General features: G+C 64.7%; 16 protein-coding genes. 12 read left to right on the forward strand and 4 right to left on the reverse strand.

Annotation, left to right across the window (positions count from 1 at the left end; all coding sequences use genetic code 11):
* The first annotated feature begins 99 nt into the window (after positions 1-99).
* The 3 genes from LJ655_RS16515 (at position 100) to LJ655_RS16525 (ending at position 3848) form a co-directional block, all read left to right on the forward strand.
* Complete coding sequence (locus LJ655_RS16515) at positions 100-2439, forward strand: NADP-dependent malic enzyme (RefSeq protein ID WP_230562323.1); 2340 nt, start codon at positions 100-102, stop codon at positions 2437-2439.
* A 421-nt stretch (positions 2440-2860) separates the two neighbouring features.
* Positions 2861-3271: a ribonuclease gene (locus tag LJ655_RS16520; RefSeq protein WP_230562324.1), complete on the forward strand. Its 411-nt coding sequence runs from the start codon at positions 2861-2863 to the stop codon at positions 3269-3271.
* 16 nt (positions 3272-3287) lie between these two features.
* Positions 3288-3848, forward strand: a complete 561-nt coding sequence (locus LJ655_RS16525; protein ID WP_230562325.1) for a barstar family protein — start codon at positions 3288-3290, stop codon at positions 3846-3848.
* A 133-nt stretch (positions 3849-3981) separates the two neighbouring features.
* Here LJ655_RS16525 and LJ655_RS16530 read toward each other — a convergent pair whose 3' ends face one another.
* Both LJ655_RS16530 and LJ655_RS16535 read right to left on the reverse strand, forming a co-directional pair.
* Positions 3982-4722 (reverse strand): 16S rRNA (uracil(1498)-N(3))-methyltransferase, encoded by a 741-nt coding sequence (locus tag LJ655_RS16530; protein ID WP_230562326.1) that lies wholly within the window; start codon positions 4720-4722, stop codon positions 3982-3984.
* Positions 4723-4741: 19 nt separating this feature from the next.
* A complete protein-coding gene (locus LJ655_RS16535; protein ID WP_230562327.1) occupies positions 4742-5155 on the reverse strand; it encodes a VOC family protein in 414 nt (137 codons plus the stop codon).
* Between the two features lie 551 nt (positions 5156-5706).
* Between LJ655_RS16535 and tkt the strand changes: the two genes are divergently transcribed.
* Positions 5707-7728 carry a transketolase gene (gene tkt, locus LJ655_RS16540; RefSeq protein WP_230562328.1) on the forward strand — a complete coding sequence of 674 codons (2022 nt, stop codon included), beginning with the start codon at positions 5707-5709 and terminating at the stop codon, positions 7726-7728.
* A gap of 110 nt (positions 7729-7838) precedes the next feature.
* Positions 7839-8849 carry a type I glyceraldehyde-3-phosphate dehydrogenase gene (gap, locus tag LJ655_RS16545; protein ID WP_230562329.1) on the forward strand — a complete coding sequence of 337 codons (1011 nt, stop codon included), beginning with the start codon at positions 7839-7841 and terminating at the stop codon, positions 8847-8849.
* Between the two features lie 69 nt (positions 8850-8918).
* Here the strand turns inward: gap and LJ655_RS16550 are convergent, their stop codons facing one another.
* Positions 8919-9605: a FadR/GntR family transcriptional regulator gene (locus LJ655_RS16550; protein WP_230562330.1), complete on the reverse strand. Its 687-nt coding sequence runs from the start codon at positions 9603-9605 to the stop codon at positions 8919-8921.
* A gap of 234 nt (positions 9606-9839) precedes the next feature.
* Between LJ655_RS16550 and LJ655_RS16555 the strand changes: the two genes are divergently transcribed.
* The 3 genes from LJ655_RS16555 to LJ655_RS16565 all read left to right on the forward strand — a co-directional run bounded on the left by LJ655_RS16555 (position 9840) and on the right by LJ655_RS16565 (position 12850).
* Entirely contained in the window at positions 9840-11168 is a 1329-nt protein-coding gene (locus LJ655_RS16555) for a C4-dicarboxylate transporter DctA (protein ID WP_230562331.1), read from the forward strand.
* A 136-nt stretch (positions 11169-11304) separates the two neighbouring features.
* Positions 11305-12315, forward strand: coding sequence for an allantoicase (gene alc, locus LJ655_RS16560; RefSeq protein ID WP_230562332.1), 1011 nt, complete (start codon positions 11305-11307; stop codon positions 12313-12315).
* Positions 12316-12337: 22 nt separating this feature from the next.
* Positions 12338-12850, forward strand: a complete 513-nt coding sequence (locus LJ655_RS16565; protein ID WP_230562333.1) for an ureidoglycolate lyase — start codon at positions 12338-12340, stop codon at positions 12848-12850.
* 102 nt (positions 12851-12952) lie between these two features.
* On the opposite strand, the gene fur is transcribed toward LJ655_RS16565, so the two are convergent.
* Positions 12953-13381, reverse strand: coding sequence for a ferric iron uptake transcriptional regulator (gene fur, locus LJ655_RS16570; RefSeq protein ID WP_230562334.1), 429 nt, complete (start codon positions 13379-13381; stop codon positions 12953-12955).
* A 153-nt stretch (positions 13382-13534) separates the two neighbouring features.
* Here fur and LJ655_RS16575 point away from each other — a divergent pair, with 153 nt between their 5' ends.
* From LJ655_RS16575 to LJ655_RS16590, 4 genes are all read left to right on the forward strand, one after another.
* On the forward strand, positions 13535-14386 hold the full coding sequence (locus LJ655_RS16575) for an outer membrane protein assembly factor BamE (RefSeq protein ID WP_230562335.1): 852 nt from the start codon (positions 13535-13537) through the stop codon (positions 14384-14386).
* A gap of 328 nt (positions 14387-14714) precedes the next feature.
* Complete coding sequence (gene dapB, locus LJ655_RS16580; RefSeq protein ID WP_230562336.1) at positions 14715-15512, forward strand: 4-hydroxy-tetrahydrodipicolinate reductase; 798 nt, start codon at positions 14715-14717, stop codon at positions 15510-15512.
* A gap of 78 nt (positions 15513-15590) precedes the next feature.
* Complete coding sequence (locus LJ655_RS16585; RefSeq protein ID WP_230562337.1) at positions 15591-16310, forward strand: MotA/TolQ/ExbB proton channel family protein; 720 nt, start codon at positions 15591-15593, stop codon at positions 16308-16310.
* 82 nt (positions 16311-16392) lie between these two features.
* On the forward strand, positions 16393-16824 hold the full coding sequence (locus LJ655_RS16590; RefSeq protein WP_230562338.1) for an ExbD/TolR family protein: 432 nt from the start codon (positions 16393-16395) through the stop codon (positions 16822-16824).
* Positions 16825-16924: the final 100 nt, after the last annotated feature.

The raw sequence follows: 16924 nt of genomic DNA on the forward strand, positions 1-16924 counted from the left end.
CGCACGGCGCGCAAGCATCGGCATAGCGCGCTTTCGCGCTGTTTAAGTCGTGGCTGTTGTACCCGTATTGAAGGAATTGCGTAGGCGATTGGCGCTACAATGCCGTCGAACGTCTATTCTAATCTGCACTTCGAAGCCCGCCTTATGTCGAATCCCGTCAATACCAAACTCCGCGAAGCCGCTCTCGATTACCACGAGTTCCCGACTCCCGGCAAAATCGCGATCGCCCCGACCAAGCAGATGCTCAATCAGCGCGACCTCGCTCTGGCTTATTCGCCGGGTGTCGCGTTCGCGTGCGAGGAAATCGTCGAAAGCCCGTTGAACGCCGCGCGTTTCACCGCGCGCAGCAACCTCGTCGGCGTCGTCACGAACGGTACCGCGGTATTGGGTCTCGGCAACATCGGGCCGCTCGCGTCGAAGCCGGTCATGGAAGGCAAGGCCGTCCTGTTCAAGAAGTTCGCCGGCATCGACGTGTTCGATATCGAGATCAACGAGACTGATCCGCACAAGCTGGTCGAGGTGATCGCCGCGCTGGAGCCGACTTTCGGCGGCATCAACCTCGAGGACATCAAGGCGCCGGACTGCTTCATCGTCGAGCGCGAATGCCGCAAGCGCATGAAGATTCCGGTCTTCCACGACGACCAGCACGGCACCGCGATCGTCGTCGCGGCGGCGATCACCAATGGCCTGAAGGTGGTCGGCAAGGACATCAAGGAAGTCAAGCTGGTTGCCTCCGGCGCGGGCGCGGCGGCGCTCGCCTGTCTGGACCTGCTCGTGGACATCGGCCTGCCGCTCGAAAACATCACCGTGACCGACCTCGCGGGTGTGGTCTACAAGGGCCGCACGGAGCTGATGGACCCGGTCAAGGAACGCTTCGCGCGTGAAACCAGCGCCCGCTCGCTCAGCGAAGCGATCGAAGGCGCGGACATCTTCCTCGGCCTGTCGGCTGGCGGCGTGCTCAAGCAGGACATGGTCAAGAAAATGGCCGCCAAGCCGCTGATCCTCGCGCTCGCGAACCCGACGCCGGAAATCCTGCCGGAACTCGCGCTCGAAGTGCGCCCGGATGCGGTGTTGTGCACGGGCCGCACCGACTACCCGAACCAGGTGAACAACGTGCTCGTGTTCCCGTTCCTGTTCCGCGGCGCGCTCGATGCCGGTGCGACGACGGTCACGCGCGAAATGGAAATCGCCGCGGTCAACGCGATCGCCGAGCTGGCGCGCCAGGAGCAGAGCGACGTCGTCGCGACTGCGTACGGCATCCAGGATCTTTCGTTCGGGCCCGAGTACCTGATTCCGAAGCCTTTCGATCCGCGTCTGATCGTCAAGGTCGCGCCCGCGGTGGCGAAGGCCGCGATGGAGTGCGGCGTCGCTGAGCGTCCGATCGAGGACATGGACGCGTACTCCCAGCATCTGCAGCAATTCGTCTACCACAGCGGCACCACCATGAAGCCGATCTTCCAGCTCGCGCGCAGCGTCGAGCCGGAAAAGAAGCGCATCGTGTTCGCGGAAGGCGAAGAAGAACGCGTACTGCGCGCAATGCAGATCATCGTCGACGAAAAGCTCGCCAAGCCGATTCTCATCGGCCGGCCGGCGGTGATCGAACAGCGCATCGCACGCTATGGCCTGCGGCTCGTGGCGGGACAGGACTTTACGATCGTCAACACCGACCATGACGAACGTTATCGCGATTTCTGGCAGGAATACGCGAAGATGATGTCGCGCAGGGGCATCACCACGCAGATGGCCAAGCTCGAAATGCGCCGCCGCACCACGCTCATCGGCTCGATGATGGTCAGGAAGGGCGAGGCGGACGGCATGATCTGCGGCACGGTCAGTACGACGCACCGTCATTTGCACTTTATCGACCAGGTGATCGGCAAGAAGCCGGGCGCGAAGGTCTACGCGGCGATGAACGGGCTGGTGCTGCCGAACCGGCAGATCTTCCTCGTCGATACGCACGTGAACGTCGACCCCACCCCGGAGGAGCTGGCCGAGATTACGATCATGGCAGCCGAGGAGGTGCGCCGTTTCGGTATCGAGCCGAAGGTCGCGCTGGTGTCGCATTCGAACTTCGGTTCGAGCAATGCGCCGACCGCGCAGAAGATGCGCGACACACTCGACATCCTGCGTGAACGCGCGCCGGAGTTGCAAGTGGACGGCGAAATGCACGGGGATGTCGCGCTGGATGCCAACCTGCGCCGCGAAGTGCTGCCCGATTCGACGCTGGAAGGCGATGCGAATTTGCTGGTGCTGCCGAACATCGACGCGGCCAACATCTCGTACAACCTGCTGAAGACGGCGGCTGGCAACAACATCGCGATTGGCCCGATTCTGCTCGGCGCGGCCAAGCCGGTGCATGTGCTGACGCCGTCGGCGACGGTGCGCCGGATCGTCAACATGGCGGCGCTGCTGGTTGCGGACGTCAGCGCGACCCGCTGATCCGCGTATTGTTACCGGCCCGCGACAGGCCAGGCGCCGGTTCTCCAACCGGCGCGCCCCGAAAAAATGGCGTGCCCGCAATGGGCACGCCCTCAGGGCAAGCTGGGGATCGCCACCCCGAAAAATGGCAATGACACAGCCTTTCGGCTGGGTAGTTCCAGGCTCTATCGACCGTCACCGAACACCTCGGCGAGCGGCCGCTTGCTCCGCCCTCGCGCTGTGTTCGATCACGATCAGGCTCAGTTTATCCCGATCAGGCTAAACATTTTGTCAAATGTCGTCAAAGCCCTGATCCCCCGCCTTTTGCGGGGCGCGCCATGATGTCGTTGGCCCGTCGAACGTTGATTCCAAAGGCTATTAGCGATACCCTTACGACTTTCATGGTCGTAAAACTCGTGATCTGACAGCGGGAACCTGATACATGGCACGCAACTGGTTGCGCATAAGAGGCGTGCTGATCGGTGCCGTCGCGTTCTGCGCATGGTCGACCGCGCCCTCCGCGCTGGCGCGAGACTACCCGGCGCGTGCCGGGGTGGAAGTGGAGGTCGGTACCGTCGCGCTCGCGCAATTGCCGCGCGAGGCGGTCAATACGCTGAACCTCATTGCCGCCGGCGGGCCTTACCCGTATCAGAAAGACGGCATCGTATTCGGTAACTACGAACGTGTGCTGCCCGTCCATCGGCGCGGCTATTACCACGAATACACCGTCCCCACGCCTCACGCGCGTAATCGCGGGGCGCGCCGCATCGTCTGCGGAGGTCCGCTACAGCGAACCGACAATTGTTACTACTCGGACGACCACTACACCAGTTTTAATCGTATTGTTGAATGACATCGGGATGAATGGCATGAGCGACAACATCTACGCGCACGATTCCGGAGTCGCGACGGATCTTTTCGCGGCCGGCGACGGCAATTTGTTCCAACGCGTCATGAAAATGCGCGCCGGCGAGCAGGGCCGCGACAATCAAAGTGAGGCTGGCACGGTGGTTTCATCGAACGAGGAGCCCATGAGCCTTTTCGCGACGGTGCGGCCGAATATCGTCCAGTCGATCCGCGCGTTCCGCGTGCAGGATCTCGCCGACGAAGCGAGCCAGCTCGGCCAGCACTTTCTGTATGCGTACTGTGCCAACGCGGCCTCGAAGCAGGAAGTGCTCGAGACGATCGCGACATCGTTCCTGTTTCCCAAGCATTTCGGCAAGAACTACGACGCGCTCTTCGACTGCCTGACCGACCTCGTGCACAAGGCGGGCGCGCAGCCCGGCTTCGTGATCGTGCTTGAACAACTGCCAGTCGCGCAGAAATTCGACAAGGAAGGGCGCGAGACGCTGCTCGACGTCTTCCGCGAAGCGGCCGAATTCTGGGCCGAGCGCAAGGTCGCATTCCGGGTGTTTTACTCGTTCGCTTGAGGCCCAGCTGGTTTTCGCCTGTTCAGGCACAGTTGCGCGCATCCGGTGGCGAACGTCGCGGTAAAGACGGCAAAGGCCCGCTAACAGGCGGGCCTTCGCTTTTTGCGGCGATGCTTTGCCGCGCACACCCGGCTTACCAGCCGCCCCAACGCGCCGCGAGCGCCGCCAGCAATGCAATCCCCGCGGTCTCCGTACGCAGCACACGCGGCCCCAAGCCCACGGCGGTAAAGCCTTGTGCGATGGCGGCGGCTTCCTCGTCGGCGGAAAGGCCGCCTTCGGGGCCGATCAGCAGCGTCACGCAACCTTGCGGCGGCGCGCCGGGCAGTGCCGCGAAGCCGATGCTCGCGCGCGGCGACAGCAACAGGCGCAGCTCGTCGGGTGCCGGCTCGCGCGACAGCGTATCGAGCCACGAGTCAAATTCCTGCACCGGCATCACCTGCGGCAGACGATTGCGCCCGCACTGTTCGCATGACGCCCGCACCACACCCTGCCAGTGCTGCTGCCGCCGCTGCGCGCGCTCGCCGGTGAGCCGCACGACGCTGCGCGCGGTGGCGAGCGGCACGAAGCCCGCGGCGCCGAGCTCGACCGCCTTCTCGATCAGCCAGTCCATCTTGTCGCCACCGGCGATGCCTTGGGCGAGCGTCAGCCGATAGGGCGGTTCGACCTCGAGCGGGCGATATTCGCCGACCTTCACACGAGCCGACCGGCGCTCGACCTCGACGAGCCTGGCATCGTATTCGCCGCCCTCGCCGTTGAACAGCACGAGCGAATCGCCGGGCTGCAGACGCAACACGCTCACGTGGCGCACGACGTCGTCGGGGAGCGCGATCACGTCCTCGGGGTAAAGCGGCATATCAACAAAAAAACGGGGCATCGACGAAAGATTTTTGTACTCAGGAAAGGTGGCGGGCGAGCGCCCAGCGATAGCCGTCGAGATCCTCGACCTGCGCGAAGCGGTCGCCCCAGAACTGGTCTTGCGGCTCGCTCAGCGACTTCGCGCCGGCCGCGAGCGCGCGAGCATACACGGCGTCGACGTCCTCGACATAGACATAGAACGATTGCGGCGCGATCGTGCCCGCGCTTCTCGGTGTCTTCGCGGTCGAGCCGAACGCGCCTTCGGGCGCGAACATCACGATCAACTGGCCTTGATAGGTCATCTCGACGTGCATGACGACGCCGTCGTCCTGCACGCTGTCGCGCACATCGAAGCCGAACGCCGCCGAAAAGAACGCCGTCGACGCGCGCGCGTCGCGCACCGTCAGATAGGGGGTCAGCCAGGGCACACCGGCGGGGCGGGGGGCGGTCATGGAGTTCTCCGGATCTCGTGGGACAGCGAAGCCATTGTTGCGAGATCGGGGCGGGCGCGGCATGCCGGCATCGCTCGAACCGATTCACGCAACGTGTCGTCGCTTCAAATGGATGGCTTCGTCAACGGGTCCAGTTTATCGCGCACCGATCGTGCTGCCGAGAATAGCCCCCTTGCAAGGCTGGGTCGTCGTGACGCGGCGAATCGATGCCGCGTGCGGCGAGCGCGTCGATGGTGAGCGCGAAGGGGGCGGGGCACGGTCGGAACAACAGGGGGGCGTTCACGGCGGACGGACTCGATCGGCAACGTGGCGAACACGGCTGCTCGAATTGTAAATGCGGTGCATGGCGGTGTGCGTTGGACCACGCGGCCAGGCGGCTTTCGGGCCGGTTACGGGTTAACCTTCTGCTAGAATGTGGTGCTTTCAGCCTTGTCCGCTTGCTCTGCCCGTTTCGCGTCTCGTGGCGCCGCATCGTGCGCCGTAGCGAACTGGCCGCCGAGCTCCCGGACCTCAAGCGCGCCCCGCTTTCTGACTCTGTCTCCGGACTCGACATGACGACCCCGTCTCCCGCACCCACCTCCCTGATGGCCAACGCGATCCGCGCGTTGTCCATGGACGCCGTTCAAAAGGCGAACTCCGGCCACCCCGGCATGCCAATGGGCATGGCCGAAATCGGCGTTGCCCTGTGGTCGCGTCATCTGCGCCATAACCCGAAGAACCCGCAGTGGGCCGATCGTGACCGCTTCGTGCTGTCGAACGGCCATGGCTCGATGCTGCTGTACTCGCTGCTGCATCTGACCGGCTACGATCTGCCGATGGAAGAGCTCAAGAACTTCCGCCAGCTCCATTCGAAGACGCCGGGTCACCCGGAATACGGCATCACGCCGGGCGTCGAGACGACCACCGGCCCGCTCGGCCAGGGTCTCGCGAACGCGGTCGGCATGGCGCTGGCCGAGTCGCTGCTCGCCACGGAATTCAACAAGCCTGACGCGAAGATCGTCGATCACCACACGTACGTGTTCGTCGGCGACGGTTGCCTGATGGAAGGCATTTCGCACGAAGCCTGTTCGCTCGCGGGCGTGCTGAAGCTGAACAAGCTGATCGCGTTCTACGACGACAACGGCATCTCGATCGACGGCGAAGTGGTGCACTGGTTCCACGACGACACGCCGAAGCGCTTCGAAGCGTACGGCTGGAACGTGATCCCGAACGTGGTCGGTCACGACGTCGACGCAGTGGACGCGGCGATCCAGAAGGCGAAGCAGTCGGACAAGCCGACGCTGATCTGCTGCAAGACCGTGATCGGTGAAGGCGCGCCGACCAAGGCGGGCTCGCACGATTCGCACGGCGCGCCGCTCGGCGACAAGGAAATCGCGGCAACGCGCGAAGCGATCGGCTGGAAGTGGGAGCCGTTCGTGATTCCGCAGGAAGTCTACGCGGCATGGGATGCGAAGGAAGCGGGCGCGCGCATCGAAGCGGCCTGGGACGAGGCCTTCGCGGCCTACGCGGCGAAGTACCCGCAGGAGGCTGCCGAGTTCAAGCGCCGCAGCGCGAAGCAACTGCCGGCCGACTGGAAGGACAAGGCCCGCGCGATCATCGCCGGCGCGAACGAACGCGCGGAAACCGTCGCGACGCGTAAGGCCTCGCAGCAGGCCATCGAAGGCCTGTCGGCCGTGCTGCCCGAGCTGCTCGGCGGCTCCGCCGACCTGACCGGCTCGAACCTGACCAACTGGAAGGCCGCGAAGCCCGTGCGCGTGAATGCCGAAGGCCGTGCCGCCGGCAACTACGTGAACTACGGCGTGCGCGAGTTCGGCATGAGCGCCGCGATCAACGGCGTCGCGCTGCATGGCGGCTACAAGGCATTCGGGGGCACGTTCCTGACGTTCTCCGACTACAGCCGCAACGCGCTGCGCGTCGCCGCGCTGATGAAGTCGCAATCGATCTTCGTGTTCACGCACGACTCGATCGGTCTCGGCGAAGACGGCCCGACCCACCAGTCGATCGAACACGTCGCGAGTCTGCGCCTGATCCCGAATCTGCAGACGTGGCGCCCCGCCGACACGGTCGAAACCGCGGTGGCCTGGACCCATGCGATCGAACACGAAGGTCCGTCGTGCCTGATCTTCAGCCGTCAGAACCTGCCGTTCAACGAGCGCACCGACGCGCAGATCGCCAACATCGAGAAGGGCGGCTACGTGCTGCGCGACTGGGACGAGGAAATCGTCGCGCGTAAGATCATCCTGATCGCCACGGGCTCGGAAGTCGAACTCGCGATGAAGGCCGTCGAGCCGCTCGCGCGCGAAGGCATCGCGGCACGCGTCGTGTCGATGCCGTCCACGACCGTGTTCGACAAGCAGGACGCCGGGTACCGTGAACGCGTGCTGCCGCACGGCGTGCGCCGCGTCGCGATCGAGGCGGGCGTGTCGGACTTCTGGCGCAAGTACGTGGGTCTGGAAGGCGGCGTGGTCGGCATCGACACGTTCGGCGAGTCAGCCCCGGCAGGCGCGCTGTTCAAGCATTTCGGTTTCACCGTCGAGCACGTGGTGGCGACGGTCAAGGCCGCGCTGGGCTGATTGTTGCGTCGCGTTGCCGTCGCGCCCCTCGCGGCTGCGCGGCAACGCACACAACCGGATGTCCTACCGGGCGAACATCAACGGATTTTTTAGCCATCAGGAGATAAATCATGACGATTCGCGTCGCAATCAACGGCTATGGCCGCATTGGCCGCAACACGTTGCGCGCCTTCTATGAAAACGGCAAGAAGCACGATATCGAAATCGTCGCCATCAACGATCTGGGCGATGCGAAGACCAACGCTCACCTGACTCAGTACGACACCGCGCACGGCAAATTCCCGGGCGACGTGTCGGTGGACGGCGACTACCTCGTCGTGAACGGCGACCGGATCCGCGTGCTGGCGAACCGCAACCCGGCCGAACTGCCGTGGGGCGAGCTCGGCGTCGACGTCGTGATGGAGTGCACCGGCTTTTTCACGACCAAGGAAAAGGCGAGCGCGCACATCAAGGGCGGCGCGAAGAAGGTCATCATTTCGGCACCGGGCGGTAAGGACGTCGATGCGACGGTCGTCTACGGGGTGAACCACAACGTGCTGAAGGCATCGGATACGGTCATCTCGAATGCATCGTGCACGACCAACTGTCTCGCACCGCTGGTCAAGCCGCTGAACGACAAGATCGGCCTCGTGAACGGCCTGATGACGACGATCCACGCGTACACGAACGACCAGGTGCTGACCGACGTGTACCACGAAGACCTGCGCCGTGCGCGCTCGGCCACGCACAGCCAGATTCCGACCAAGACCGGTGCAGCATCGGCGGTCGGCCTCGTGCTGCCGGAACTGAACGGCAAGCTGGACGGCTACGCGATCCGCGTCCCGACCATCAATGTGTCGGTCGTCGATCTGTCGTTCATCGCCGCGCGCGACACGACGGTCGAGGAAGTCAACAAGATCATGAAGGAAGCATCGGAAGGCGCGATGAAGGGCATCCTCGGCTACAACGACGCACCGCTCGTGTCGATCGACTACAACCACAACCCGGCTTCGTCGACGTTCGATGCGACGCTGACCAAGGTGTCGGGCCGTCTCGTGAAGGTGTCGAGCTGGTACGACAACGAGTGGGGCTTCTCGAACCGCATGCTGGACACGGCTGTGGCGCTCGCGAACGCGAAGTAAGTTCCGGTTTCACGCTGAATGAAAAAGCCGCTCTTCGGAGCGGTTTTTTTTCGTTCGCGGTATCCGCGTCTATGGCGTCGGGAAGTAGACGCCAGCGCGCTGCGCGGCGTTCGCGATGTGCGTCTCGATTGCCCGGCCCGCGGCGAGCGAATCGCGGGCCTTCAACGCGTCGAGAATCGCGCGATGCTCGGTGTAGGTGGACAGCACCCGCTCGCGCCGGTAGAACGGCAGCCGTTGGCTTTCCTTCATGATCTCGGCGCTGCTGCGCAGGATCGATTCGATCGCCGCGTTGCCCGCGATGCTGACGATGCGCATATGGAACGCGTAATCGAGCCGCGCCGCTTCGTCGAGATCCTCGCAGGCGAGCGCGCCTTGCATCGCGGTGATGTTCTCCTCGAGCCACGCGAGGTCGTCGTTGCTGACCGCGAGAACCGCCATGCGGGCGACGAAGCCTTCGAGTGCGTAACGCATCTGATAGGTGTCGGGCAGCGACGACTGCTCGGCGAAGCGCCACGTCTGCGCGGTCTTCGCCTGCGCGCTTTCCACATAGACGCCCTTGCCGGGACGGATCACGAGCAGGCCGAGCGCTTCGAGCGTGGAGAGCGCCTCGCGCAACGATGCGCGGCTGATCGACAGTTCATCGGACAGTTGGCGCTGCGCCGGCAGCAGGCTGCCCACCGGATAGACGCCCGCTTCGATGCGCTCGCGGATGGTCGCGATGGCTGCGTCGGTGACGGTATGCGGGACGTTTTTCATGACGGCTTGCTCGTTAGCGTGGTCTGACCGCAATTCTATACGTGCTCGAGAGAAGGCGCGCCGCGCGGCGCATCCAATCCCCAATCCGACCCGAAATCGCCGAAAAACCAACGGGTAAACACTGTTCGACGAATCCTTGACGCGAGTATATCGGCTTCCTAATATTCGCCATAACGATTCTGGTCCGACCAGTCTGAACAGCGGTCGCCGAGACAACCATCGCAGGAGGAAGCCGTGTTGAAATTCTTCAATTCGCTGTTTGGCCGGGTCGTGATCGCGCTCGTCGCGGGCATCGTGCTCGGTGCCGTGTTTCCGCATTTCGCGCAGTCGCTGCGGCCGCTCGGTGACGGCTTTCTGAAGCTGATCAAGATGGTGATCGGGCCGATCGTATTCTGCGTCGTGGTGAGCGGCATGGCGCACGCGGGCGATCTGCGCAAGGTCGGCCGCGTCGGCCTGAAGGCGGTGATCTACTTCGAGGCGATGACGACGATCGCGCTCGTGATCGGCGCGCTGCTCGCTTACGCGACGCGTCCCGGCGCGGGCATGAACGTGAATCTGAATTCGCTCAATGCGGCGTCGCTCGCGAGCTACGCCGAGCACGCGAAGAGCCTGAAGGACACCGCGGGCTTCCTGCTGAAGATCATCCCCGAGACGGCCATCAATGCGTTCGCGACCGGGGACATCCTGCAGATCCTCGTGTTCTCGGTGCTGTTCGGCTCGGCGCTGTCGCTGCTCGGCAACCGCGCGCAGCGGGTGAGCGGCTTGATCGATGAGCTGTCGCAGGTGTTCTTTCGCGTGATGGGTTTCATCATCAAGCTCGCACCGCTCGGCGTGCTCGGCGCGATCGCGTTCACGACCGGCACCTACGGCGTCGAGTCGCTCAAGCAGCTCAGCATGCTCGTGCTGGTGTTTTACGCGAGCTGCGTGGTTTTCGTCGTGCTCGTGCTCGGCATGGTGATGCGGCTCGCGGGCTTCAGCGTGTTCAAGCTGATCCGCTATCTGCGCGAGGAACTGTCGATCGTGCTCGGCACCGCGTCGTCCGACGCCGTGCTGCCGCAGGTCATGCGCAAGCTCGAATGGATGGGCGTCAAGGATTCGACTGTCGGCCTCGTGATTCCAACCGGCTACTCGTTCAACCTCGACGGCTTCTCGATCTATCTAACGCTTGCGGTCATCTTCATCGCGCAGGCGACCAACACGCCGCTGTCGATCCATGACCTGATCGTCGTCGTGCTGGTGTCACTGGTGACCTCGAAGGGCGCGCACGGCATTCCGGGCTCGGCGATCGTGATTCTCGCCGCGACGCTCTCCGCCATTCCCGCGATTCCGGTGCTCGGCCTCGTGCTGATTCTGCCGGTCGACTGGTTCGTCGGCATTGCCCGCGCACTGACGAACCTGATCGGCAACTGCGTCGCGACGGTGGTGATCGCCGTATGGGAAAACGATATCGACAAGGCGCGCGCGCATCGCGTGCTGAATCGCGATGCGGCGCTGCGCTACGTGCCCAGCGTCGACGACACGCGCGTCGAGCCGGGGGTGACCGAACCCTCGCCGGCACTCTAATGGCGTTGTGCCGGCGCTGGTCCGACCAGACCAACCGCTGCCGGTTGAGACACCTTTTGCCGTTTTTCGCGAGCCGGCGGATGCCGTGACGCCGCCGTCCGTTCCTGACCTCTTCCCTTCTACACCGACCGCTATCATGGCCAACCCGATTCTCGACCCGGACGCTCCTGCCTTCACGCGCCGCTATATGAACCTCGCCGATCCGCGCCTCGGCGCAAAGGCGCTGTTCGCGAGCGACGAGTTCTTCGCGCCGAAAGAGCGCATGCTCGACCCGCAGCCGGCGGTGTTCATCCCCGGCAAATACGACGACCACGGCAAGTGGATGGACGGCTGGGAAACGCGTCGCAAGCGCACGACCGGCCACGACTACTGCGTGATCCAGCTTGCGCGGCCGGGCGTCGTGCATGGCGTCGATCTCGATACGAGCCACTTCACCGGCAATTTCCCGCCGGCGGCGTCGCTCGATGCCTGCTATAGCGACGCGGAGGTGCCGCCCGATCACGCCGACTGGCAACCGCTCGTGGCGGCCACGACGTTGCAGGGCAACCAGCACCACTACGTCGAGGTGAAGGACGCGCGCCCAGTCACCCATCTGCGCGTGAACCTGTACCCCGACGGCGGGCTCGCACGGCTGCGCGTGTACGGCCAGCCGCAGCGCGACTGGAGCCGCGTCGAGCGCGGCACGCTGGTCGATCTCGCCGCGATCGAAAATGGCGCATACCTCGTCGCCGCGAACAACCAGCATTTCGGGCCGGCCTCGCAGATGCTGATGCCGGGCCGCGGCGTCAATATGGGGGACGGTTGGGAGACGCGGCGGCGTCGCGAGCCGGGCAACGACTGGGCGATCGTCGCGCTCGCGCGGCCCGGCGTAATCCACAAGATCGAAGTGGACACTGCGCACTTCAAGGGTAACTTCCCGGACCGCTGCTCCCTGCAGGCGGCGTCGGTCACGGGCGGCACCGACGCTTCTCTCGTCACGCAAGCGATGTTCTGGCCGGTTCTGCTCGGCGAACAGAAGCTGCAGATGGACCGCGTGCACACGTTCACGGACGACCTCGCCGCGCTCGGGCCGGTCACGCACGTGCGCTTGAACATCTTCCCGGACGGCGGCGTGTCGCGCCTGCGGCTGTGGGGCGAGATCGCTTAACGTCACCTCATGGAGCGGGAGCATGAAGATCTTGCAGATGGAACGACTGACGCGCGCGCGGTTCGCACCGTTCGGCGACGTGATCGAACTCGACGGCGCGCGTCATTTTCCGATCAACGGCGGTACGACCGAGCGTTATCACGACCTCGCGCGCATCGACGTGGCGGAGCAGGGCGGCCGGCCGCTCGTCAACCTGTTTCGCGCGCAGCCGCGTGCGCTGCCCGTCGAGATCACGATGATGGAGCGGCATCCGCTCGGCAGCCAGGCTTTCATTCCCTTACGCGCGGGCCGTTATCTGGTGGTGGTCGCGCCCGCCGGCGAATTCGACGCCGCGCGGATGCGCGCGTTCTGGACCGACGCGTGGCAGGGCGTCAATTACGCGAAAGGGGTCTGGCACCATCCGTTGCTCGCGTTGGATCAGGTCAGCGATTTCATCGTCATCGATCGGGGCGGCGACGCGGCGAACTGCGACGAACTGCAATTGGCAGAGCCGTGGCGGCTCGCATTCGAGCCGAGCATGGAACTGACCGAATAGCGGAATTTGCAGCCGCATGGACAAAAAAGGCCCGGCCGATCCCCATCGGCCGGGCCTTTTTCGACGTGCCTAACCGCATGCCTTGACGCGGCCAGCGGCTCGTCAGTGCTTGCGGTGCGGGCAATTCTCCTTCGTACACGCCCCATACAGCGCCAGCGCGTGTTCCTGCAACTTGAAGCCGCGGGCCTTGGCGATGGACTGCTGACGGCTTTCGATCTCGGGGTCGAAAAATTCTTCGACCAGCCCGCAATCGAGGCACACGAGGTGGTCGTGGTGTGACCCCTCGTTCAGTTCGAACACCGCCTTGCCCGATTCGAAATTGCTGCGCGAGAGCAGGCCGGCCTGCTCGAACTGCGTCAGCACGCGATACACGGTGGCGAGACCGATATCGACTTCTTCGTGCAGGAGGTTGCGGTACACATCTTCGGCGGTCAGGTGACGTACCGGGCTATGCTGAAAAATCTCAAGGATTTTGAGGCGCGGAAGGGTCGCCTTGAGCCCGATATTCTTGAGATCGGTTGGATTGGTCATGACAAGGGATCCCTAGAGTACAATGCTGGGCTCTCATAGTAATGTGTTTTTGCCGTTCTGGTCATCTTCGATGGAATGAGCGCGGCCCACAAGCGGGCCCGCACGGTGAGTGAAATGATTTCTAAATCTCAATTGATCTACCGGGGGAGCCGCATGCGGGGTACCTTGATCGCTGTTGCGACTGTCGCGGTTCTTGCCGGATGTTCCACGTACGACAGCCTCACCCAGCGTGTTGCCCAACGCATTACGCCGTATCGGATCACGGTCGTGCAAGGTAACTTCGTGTCGCAGGAAATGGCCAACCAGATGAAGGTCGGTATGACGCGCGCGCAGGTGCGTCAGCTACTCGGCACGCCGCTGTTGACCGACATGTTCCACGCGGATCGCTGGGATTACGTGTTCTATTTCAAGCGCGGCTCGACTTCGATCGTGCAGCAGCGTGACTTCGTGGTGTTCTTCTCGGGCGACCTCGTCACCCACTGGACGGGCGGCGAAGATCTGCCGACCAATCTCGAATTGCTGGCTGAAATCGACGGCGACCGCAGTGGCCGTCGCCCGAACGCGACGCCGCCGCGCGCGGCGAGCGCAGCCGAGGCTGCCGGCGCCGTGGCCGCGAGCGACGCAGCCGCCGCGAGCGCGGCCGCTGCTGCAGCAGCGCCCCCCACTGTGGATACGACACGCTCGCCGTCAGTCGAAGGCGCCGCGCAGGCCGCCACGCCGTCCACGGACGCCAACGCGGAAGCCGCCGAGGCCGCCAATCGTGCGACGAGCGCGGTGTCGACGCCGAAGGGCGCGCCGTCCGTGCGTTCAGCCGTGCCGAGAGCGGGGGCCGGCGGAATTCCGACTCGAGGTCCGACGGCCGGTGGCCAGCCGCAGTTGCAGTTCAAACGTCAGCCGCCGCCGGCTCCGGAGAACGAGAGCAACCCGGTCGGACCGACGGGCTCGCAAGACAGTGGCAGCCCGGGGCAGACCGGTTCGCCGTCAACATCGGGAACGGGCAACTGATTCGCCTGCCGGTGTCGTTGTGAGGCGGGCTGCGCACTCCGTGCGCTGCGCCCGCCGGATGTTTGTAGGTCCGGCGATCGGTGAGACCGGAAAAGTACTGCTTGGGCCGCCTGCATGTGGTGCCACAATAGGCTGCAACGCTTACCCGGCTGAGCGGACCGGACGGTCCGCCACCCGCTTTGCCGTCAGGAGCGAGTCGGCTGATTTTGCCGCCGGATCTTGCTGCCTGCCGCTGCTTGTCCCTGTCTCTACCGGCCGCGATCCGGCACACTGGTCGGTGCGTTTGCCGGGCTCCATCCCGGTTGACTCTTTTCGAATCCTCATCGTCATGAAAATTGCCATTGCTGGCGCATCGGGCCGTATGGGCCGCATGCTGATCGAAACCGTCCTGAACGATGCCGACGTCACGCTGTCGGGCGCGCTCTGCCGCGCAGGCGCGCCGCAGCTGGGTCAGGACGCCGGCGCGTTTTTGGGCAAAGAGACCGGCGTGCTGCTGTCCGACGACATCGAACGGGTGTTCGCCGAATCCGACTACCTGATCGACTTCACGCGCCCCGACGCGACGCTCGCGCATCTCGAAGCCGCACAGCGCCACAACGTGAAAATGGTGATCGGCACGACCGGCTTCGACAACGGGCAAAAAGCGCAGCTGCGCGCGGCGGCGGAGAAGATCGGCGTCGTGTTCGCGTCGAACATGAGCGTCGGCGTGAACGTCACGCTGAAGCTGCTCGAATATGCGGCGCGGCACTTCTCGACCGGCTACGACATCGAGATCATCGAAGCGCATCATCGCCATAAGGTCGACGCGCCGTCCGGCACCGCGCTGACGATGGGCGAAGTCATCGCCAACGCGCTCGGCCGCAATCTCGACGACTGCGCGGTCTACGGTCGCGAAGGCGTAACCGGCGAGCGCGATCCGTCGACGATCGGCTTCTCGGCGATTCGCGGCGGCGACATCGTCGGCGATCATACGGTGCTGTTCGCAGGCATCGGCGAGCGTATCGAGATCACGCACAAGTCGGCGAGCCGGTTGTCATATGCACAAGGCGCGCTTCGTGCTGTACGCTTCCTCGAAGGCCACGACAACGGCTTCTTCGACATGCAGGACGTGCTCGGCCTGCGTTGAGCAGAGCCTGTTGCGCATAGGCGGGGCGTCGCATCCCGAGCGCGCCCTCCCGAAGTCACTTTCCCCCGGCGAGGTCAGATGGCAGGCAACAGCGGCATCATCCATTACCTGCAAACGAGCGACGCGCTCACGCATGGCGTCGCCTATGTGCTGCTGGCCATGTCGATTGCGAGCTGGTGCTTCCTGATCGTCAAGAGCTGGATTCTGACGCGCGCGAAACGCCAGGCCAAGCGGGCCATCGCGCGCTTCTGGCAGGCGCCGACGCTCGCCGAAGGCGTCGCCATACTGCGCCGCACCGACCGCGAGCGCGTTTTCGCGCCGCTCGCCGAAGCAGCGCTCCATGCGGCCGAGGTCGATATTCCGGGCGCGCTGCTCGCGCGCGTCGAGCGTAGCGAACGGGTGCTGCGCGCGCTGCGCCAGGCGCTCAACGCGTCGCAGCGGCGGCTCGAATTCGGTCAGGTGCTGCTCGCGTCGGTCGGTAGCACCGCGCCGTTCGTGGGTCTGCTCGGCACCGTCTGGGGCATCTATCACGCGCTCGGCAGCATCGCGGCGAGCGGGCAGGCGCAGATCGAGAGTGTCGCGGGACCGGTCGGCGAGGCGCTGATCATGACCGCGTTCGGTCTGGTGGTCGCGATTCCGGCGGTGCTCGCGTACAACGTGCTGGGGCGCCTCGTGCGGCAATTGTGCGAGGACCTGGACGGCTTCGCGCACGATCTGCACGCGTACGTGTGCGGGCCGGCCGAGCATGCAGCGACGCCGCCGCGCGCGCAGCAGGCGGCGCACGAGGCGCAGCGCTGACGTGCCACCCGGCGAGTGCGGCATGGCGCGGCGAACGACGCACGGCACATCGCACAAGCAGGCTCAAACGCAAGGAGGCGACATGGCATTCGGCGGACTCGAAAAGAAGCAGACGGCCGCGCCGATGGCCGAGATCAACATGACGCCGCTGATCGACGTGATGCTGGTGCTGCTGGTGATTTTCATCATCACCGCGCCACTGTTCTCGCACGCGATCCGGCTCGATCTGCCGAAGGTCGCGGCGGCGCCCGCGCGTCAGACCCCGCAGACCATTTCCCTTTCCATCGACGCAGCCGGCAAGCTGTACTGGAACGGCAAGCCGATCACGCTCGCGCAGATGCGCGCGCAGTTCGCGCAGGCCGGCAAGCAGGCGGACCAGCCGGACATCCAGCTACGCGCGGAGCGTTCGACGCGCTACGAGGTGATCGCGCAGGTGATGGGCGCCGCGCAGCAGGCGGGGCTCGAGCGGATCGGCTTCGTGACCGACCCGCCGCCGCCCGCCGCGCAGCACTGAGCGCCGCCGGGCGCGCACCACGTCCACGAATCCGGCATAACCGGCCGCGCCCACGCCGCGCGGCGCACCCGTCCGCGAACGGTATAATCTGCCCTTTCCC

The sequence above is a fragment of the Paraburkholderia translucens genome, from assembly GCF_020881035.1.
Lineage (GTDB): Bacteria > Pseudomonadota > Gammaproteobacteria > Burkholderiales > Burkholderiaceae > Paraburkholderia > Paraburkholderia translucens.

What these genes read in the sequence shown, in the direction of transcription:
- LJ655_RS16515 (WP_230562323.1), top strand. Translation starts at nt 100, where the DNA reads ATGCCGTCGAACGTCTATTCTAATCTGCACTTCGAAGCCCGCCTTATG.
- LJ655_RS16520 (WP_230562324.1), top strand. Translation starts at nt 2,861, where the DNA reads ATGGCACGCAACTGGTTGCGCATAAGAGGCGTGCTGATCGGTGCCGTC.
- LJ655_RS16525 (WP_230562325.1), top strand. Translation starts at nt 3,288, where the DNA reads ATGAGCGACAACATCTACGCGCACGATTCCGGAGTCGCGACGGATCTT.
- LJ655_RS16530 (WP_230562326.1), bottom strand. Translation starts at nt 4,722, where the DNA reads ATGCCCCGTTTTTTTGTTGATATGCCGCTTTACCCCGAGGACGTGATC.
- LJ655_RS16535 (WP_230562327.1), bottom strand. Translation starts at nt 5,155, where the DNA reads ATGACCGCCCCCCGCCCCGCCGGTGTGCCCTGGCTGACCCCCTATCTG.
- tkt (WP_230562328.1), top strand. Translation starts at nt 5,707, where the DNA reads ATGACGACCCCGTCTCCCGCACCCACCTCCCTGATGGCCAACGCGATC.
- gap (WP_230562329.1), top strand. Translation starts at nt 7,839, where the DNA reads ATGACGATTCGCGTCGCAATCAACGGCTATGGCCGCATTGGCCGCAAC.
- LJ655_RS16550 (WP_230562330.1), bottom strand. Translation starts at nt 9,605, where the DNA reads ATGAAAAACGTCCCGCATACCGTCACCGACGCAGCCATCGCGACCATC.
- alc (WP_230562332.1), top strand. Translation starts at nt 11,305, where the DNA reads ATGGCCAACCCGATTCTCGACCCGGACGCTCCTGCCTTCACGCGCCGC.
- LJ655_RS16565 (WP_230562333.1), top strand. Translation starts at nt 12,338, where the DNA reads ATGAAGATCTTGCAGATGGAACGACTGACGCGCGCGCGGTTCGCACCG.
- fur (WP_230562334.1), bottom strand. Translation starts at nt 13,381, where the DNA reads ATGACCAATCCAACCGATCTCAAGAATATCGGGCTCAAGGCGACCCTT.
- LJ655_RS16575 (WP_230562335.1), top strand. Translation starts at nt 13,535, where the DNA reads ATGCGGGGTACCTTGATCGCTGTTGCGACTGTCGCGGTTCTTGCCGGA.
- dapB (WP_230562336.1), top strand. Translation starts at nt 14,715, where the DNA reads ATGAAAATTGCCATTGCTGGCGCATCGGGCCGTATGGGCCGCATGCTG.
- LJ655_RS16585 (WP_230562337.1), top strand. Translation starts at nt 15,591, where the DNA reads ATGGCAGGCAACAGCGGCATCATCCATTACCTGCAAACGAGCGACGCG.
- LJ655_RS16590 (WP_230562338.1), top strand. Translation starts at nt 16,393, where the DNA reads ATGGCATTCGGCGGACTCGAAAAGAAGCAGACGGCCGCGCCGATGGCC.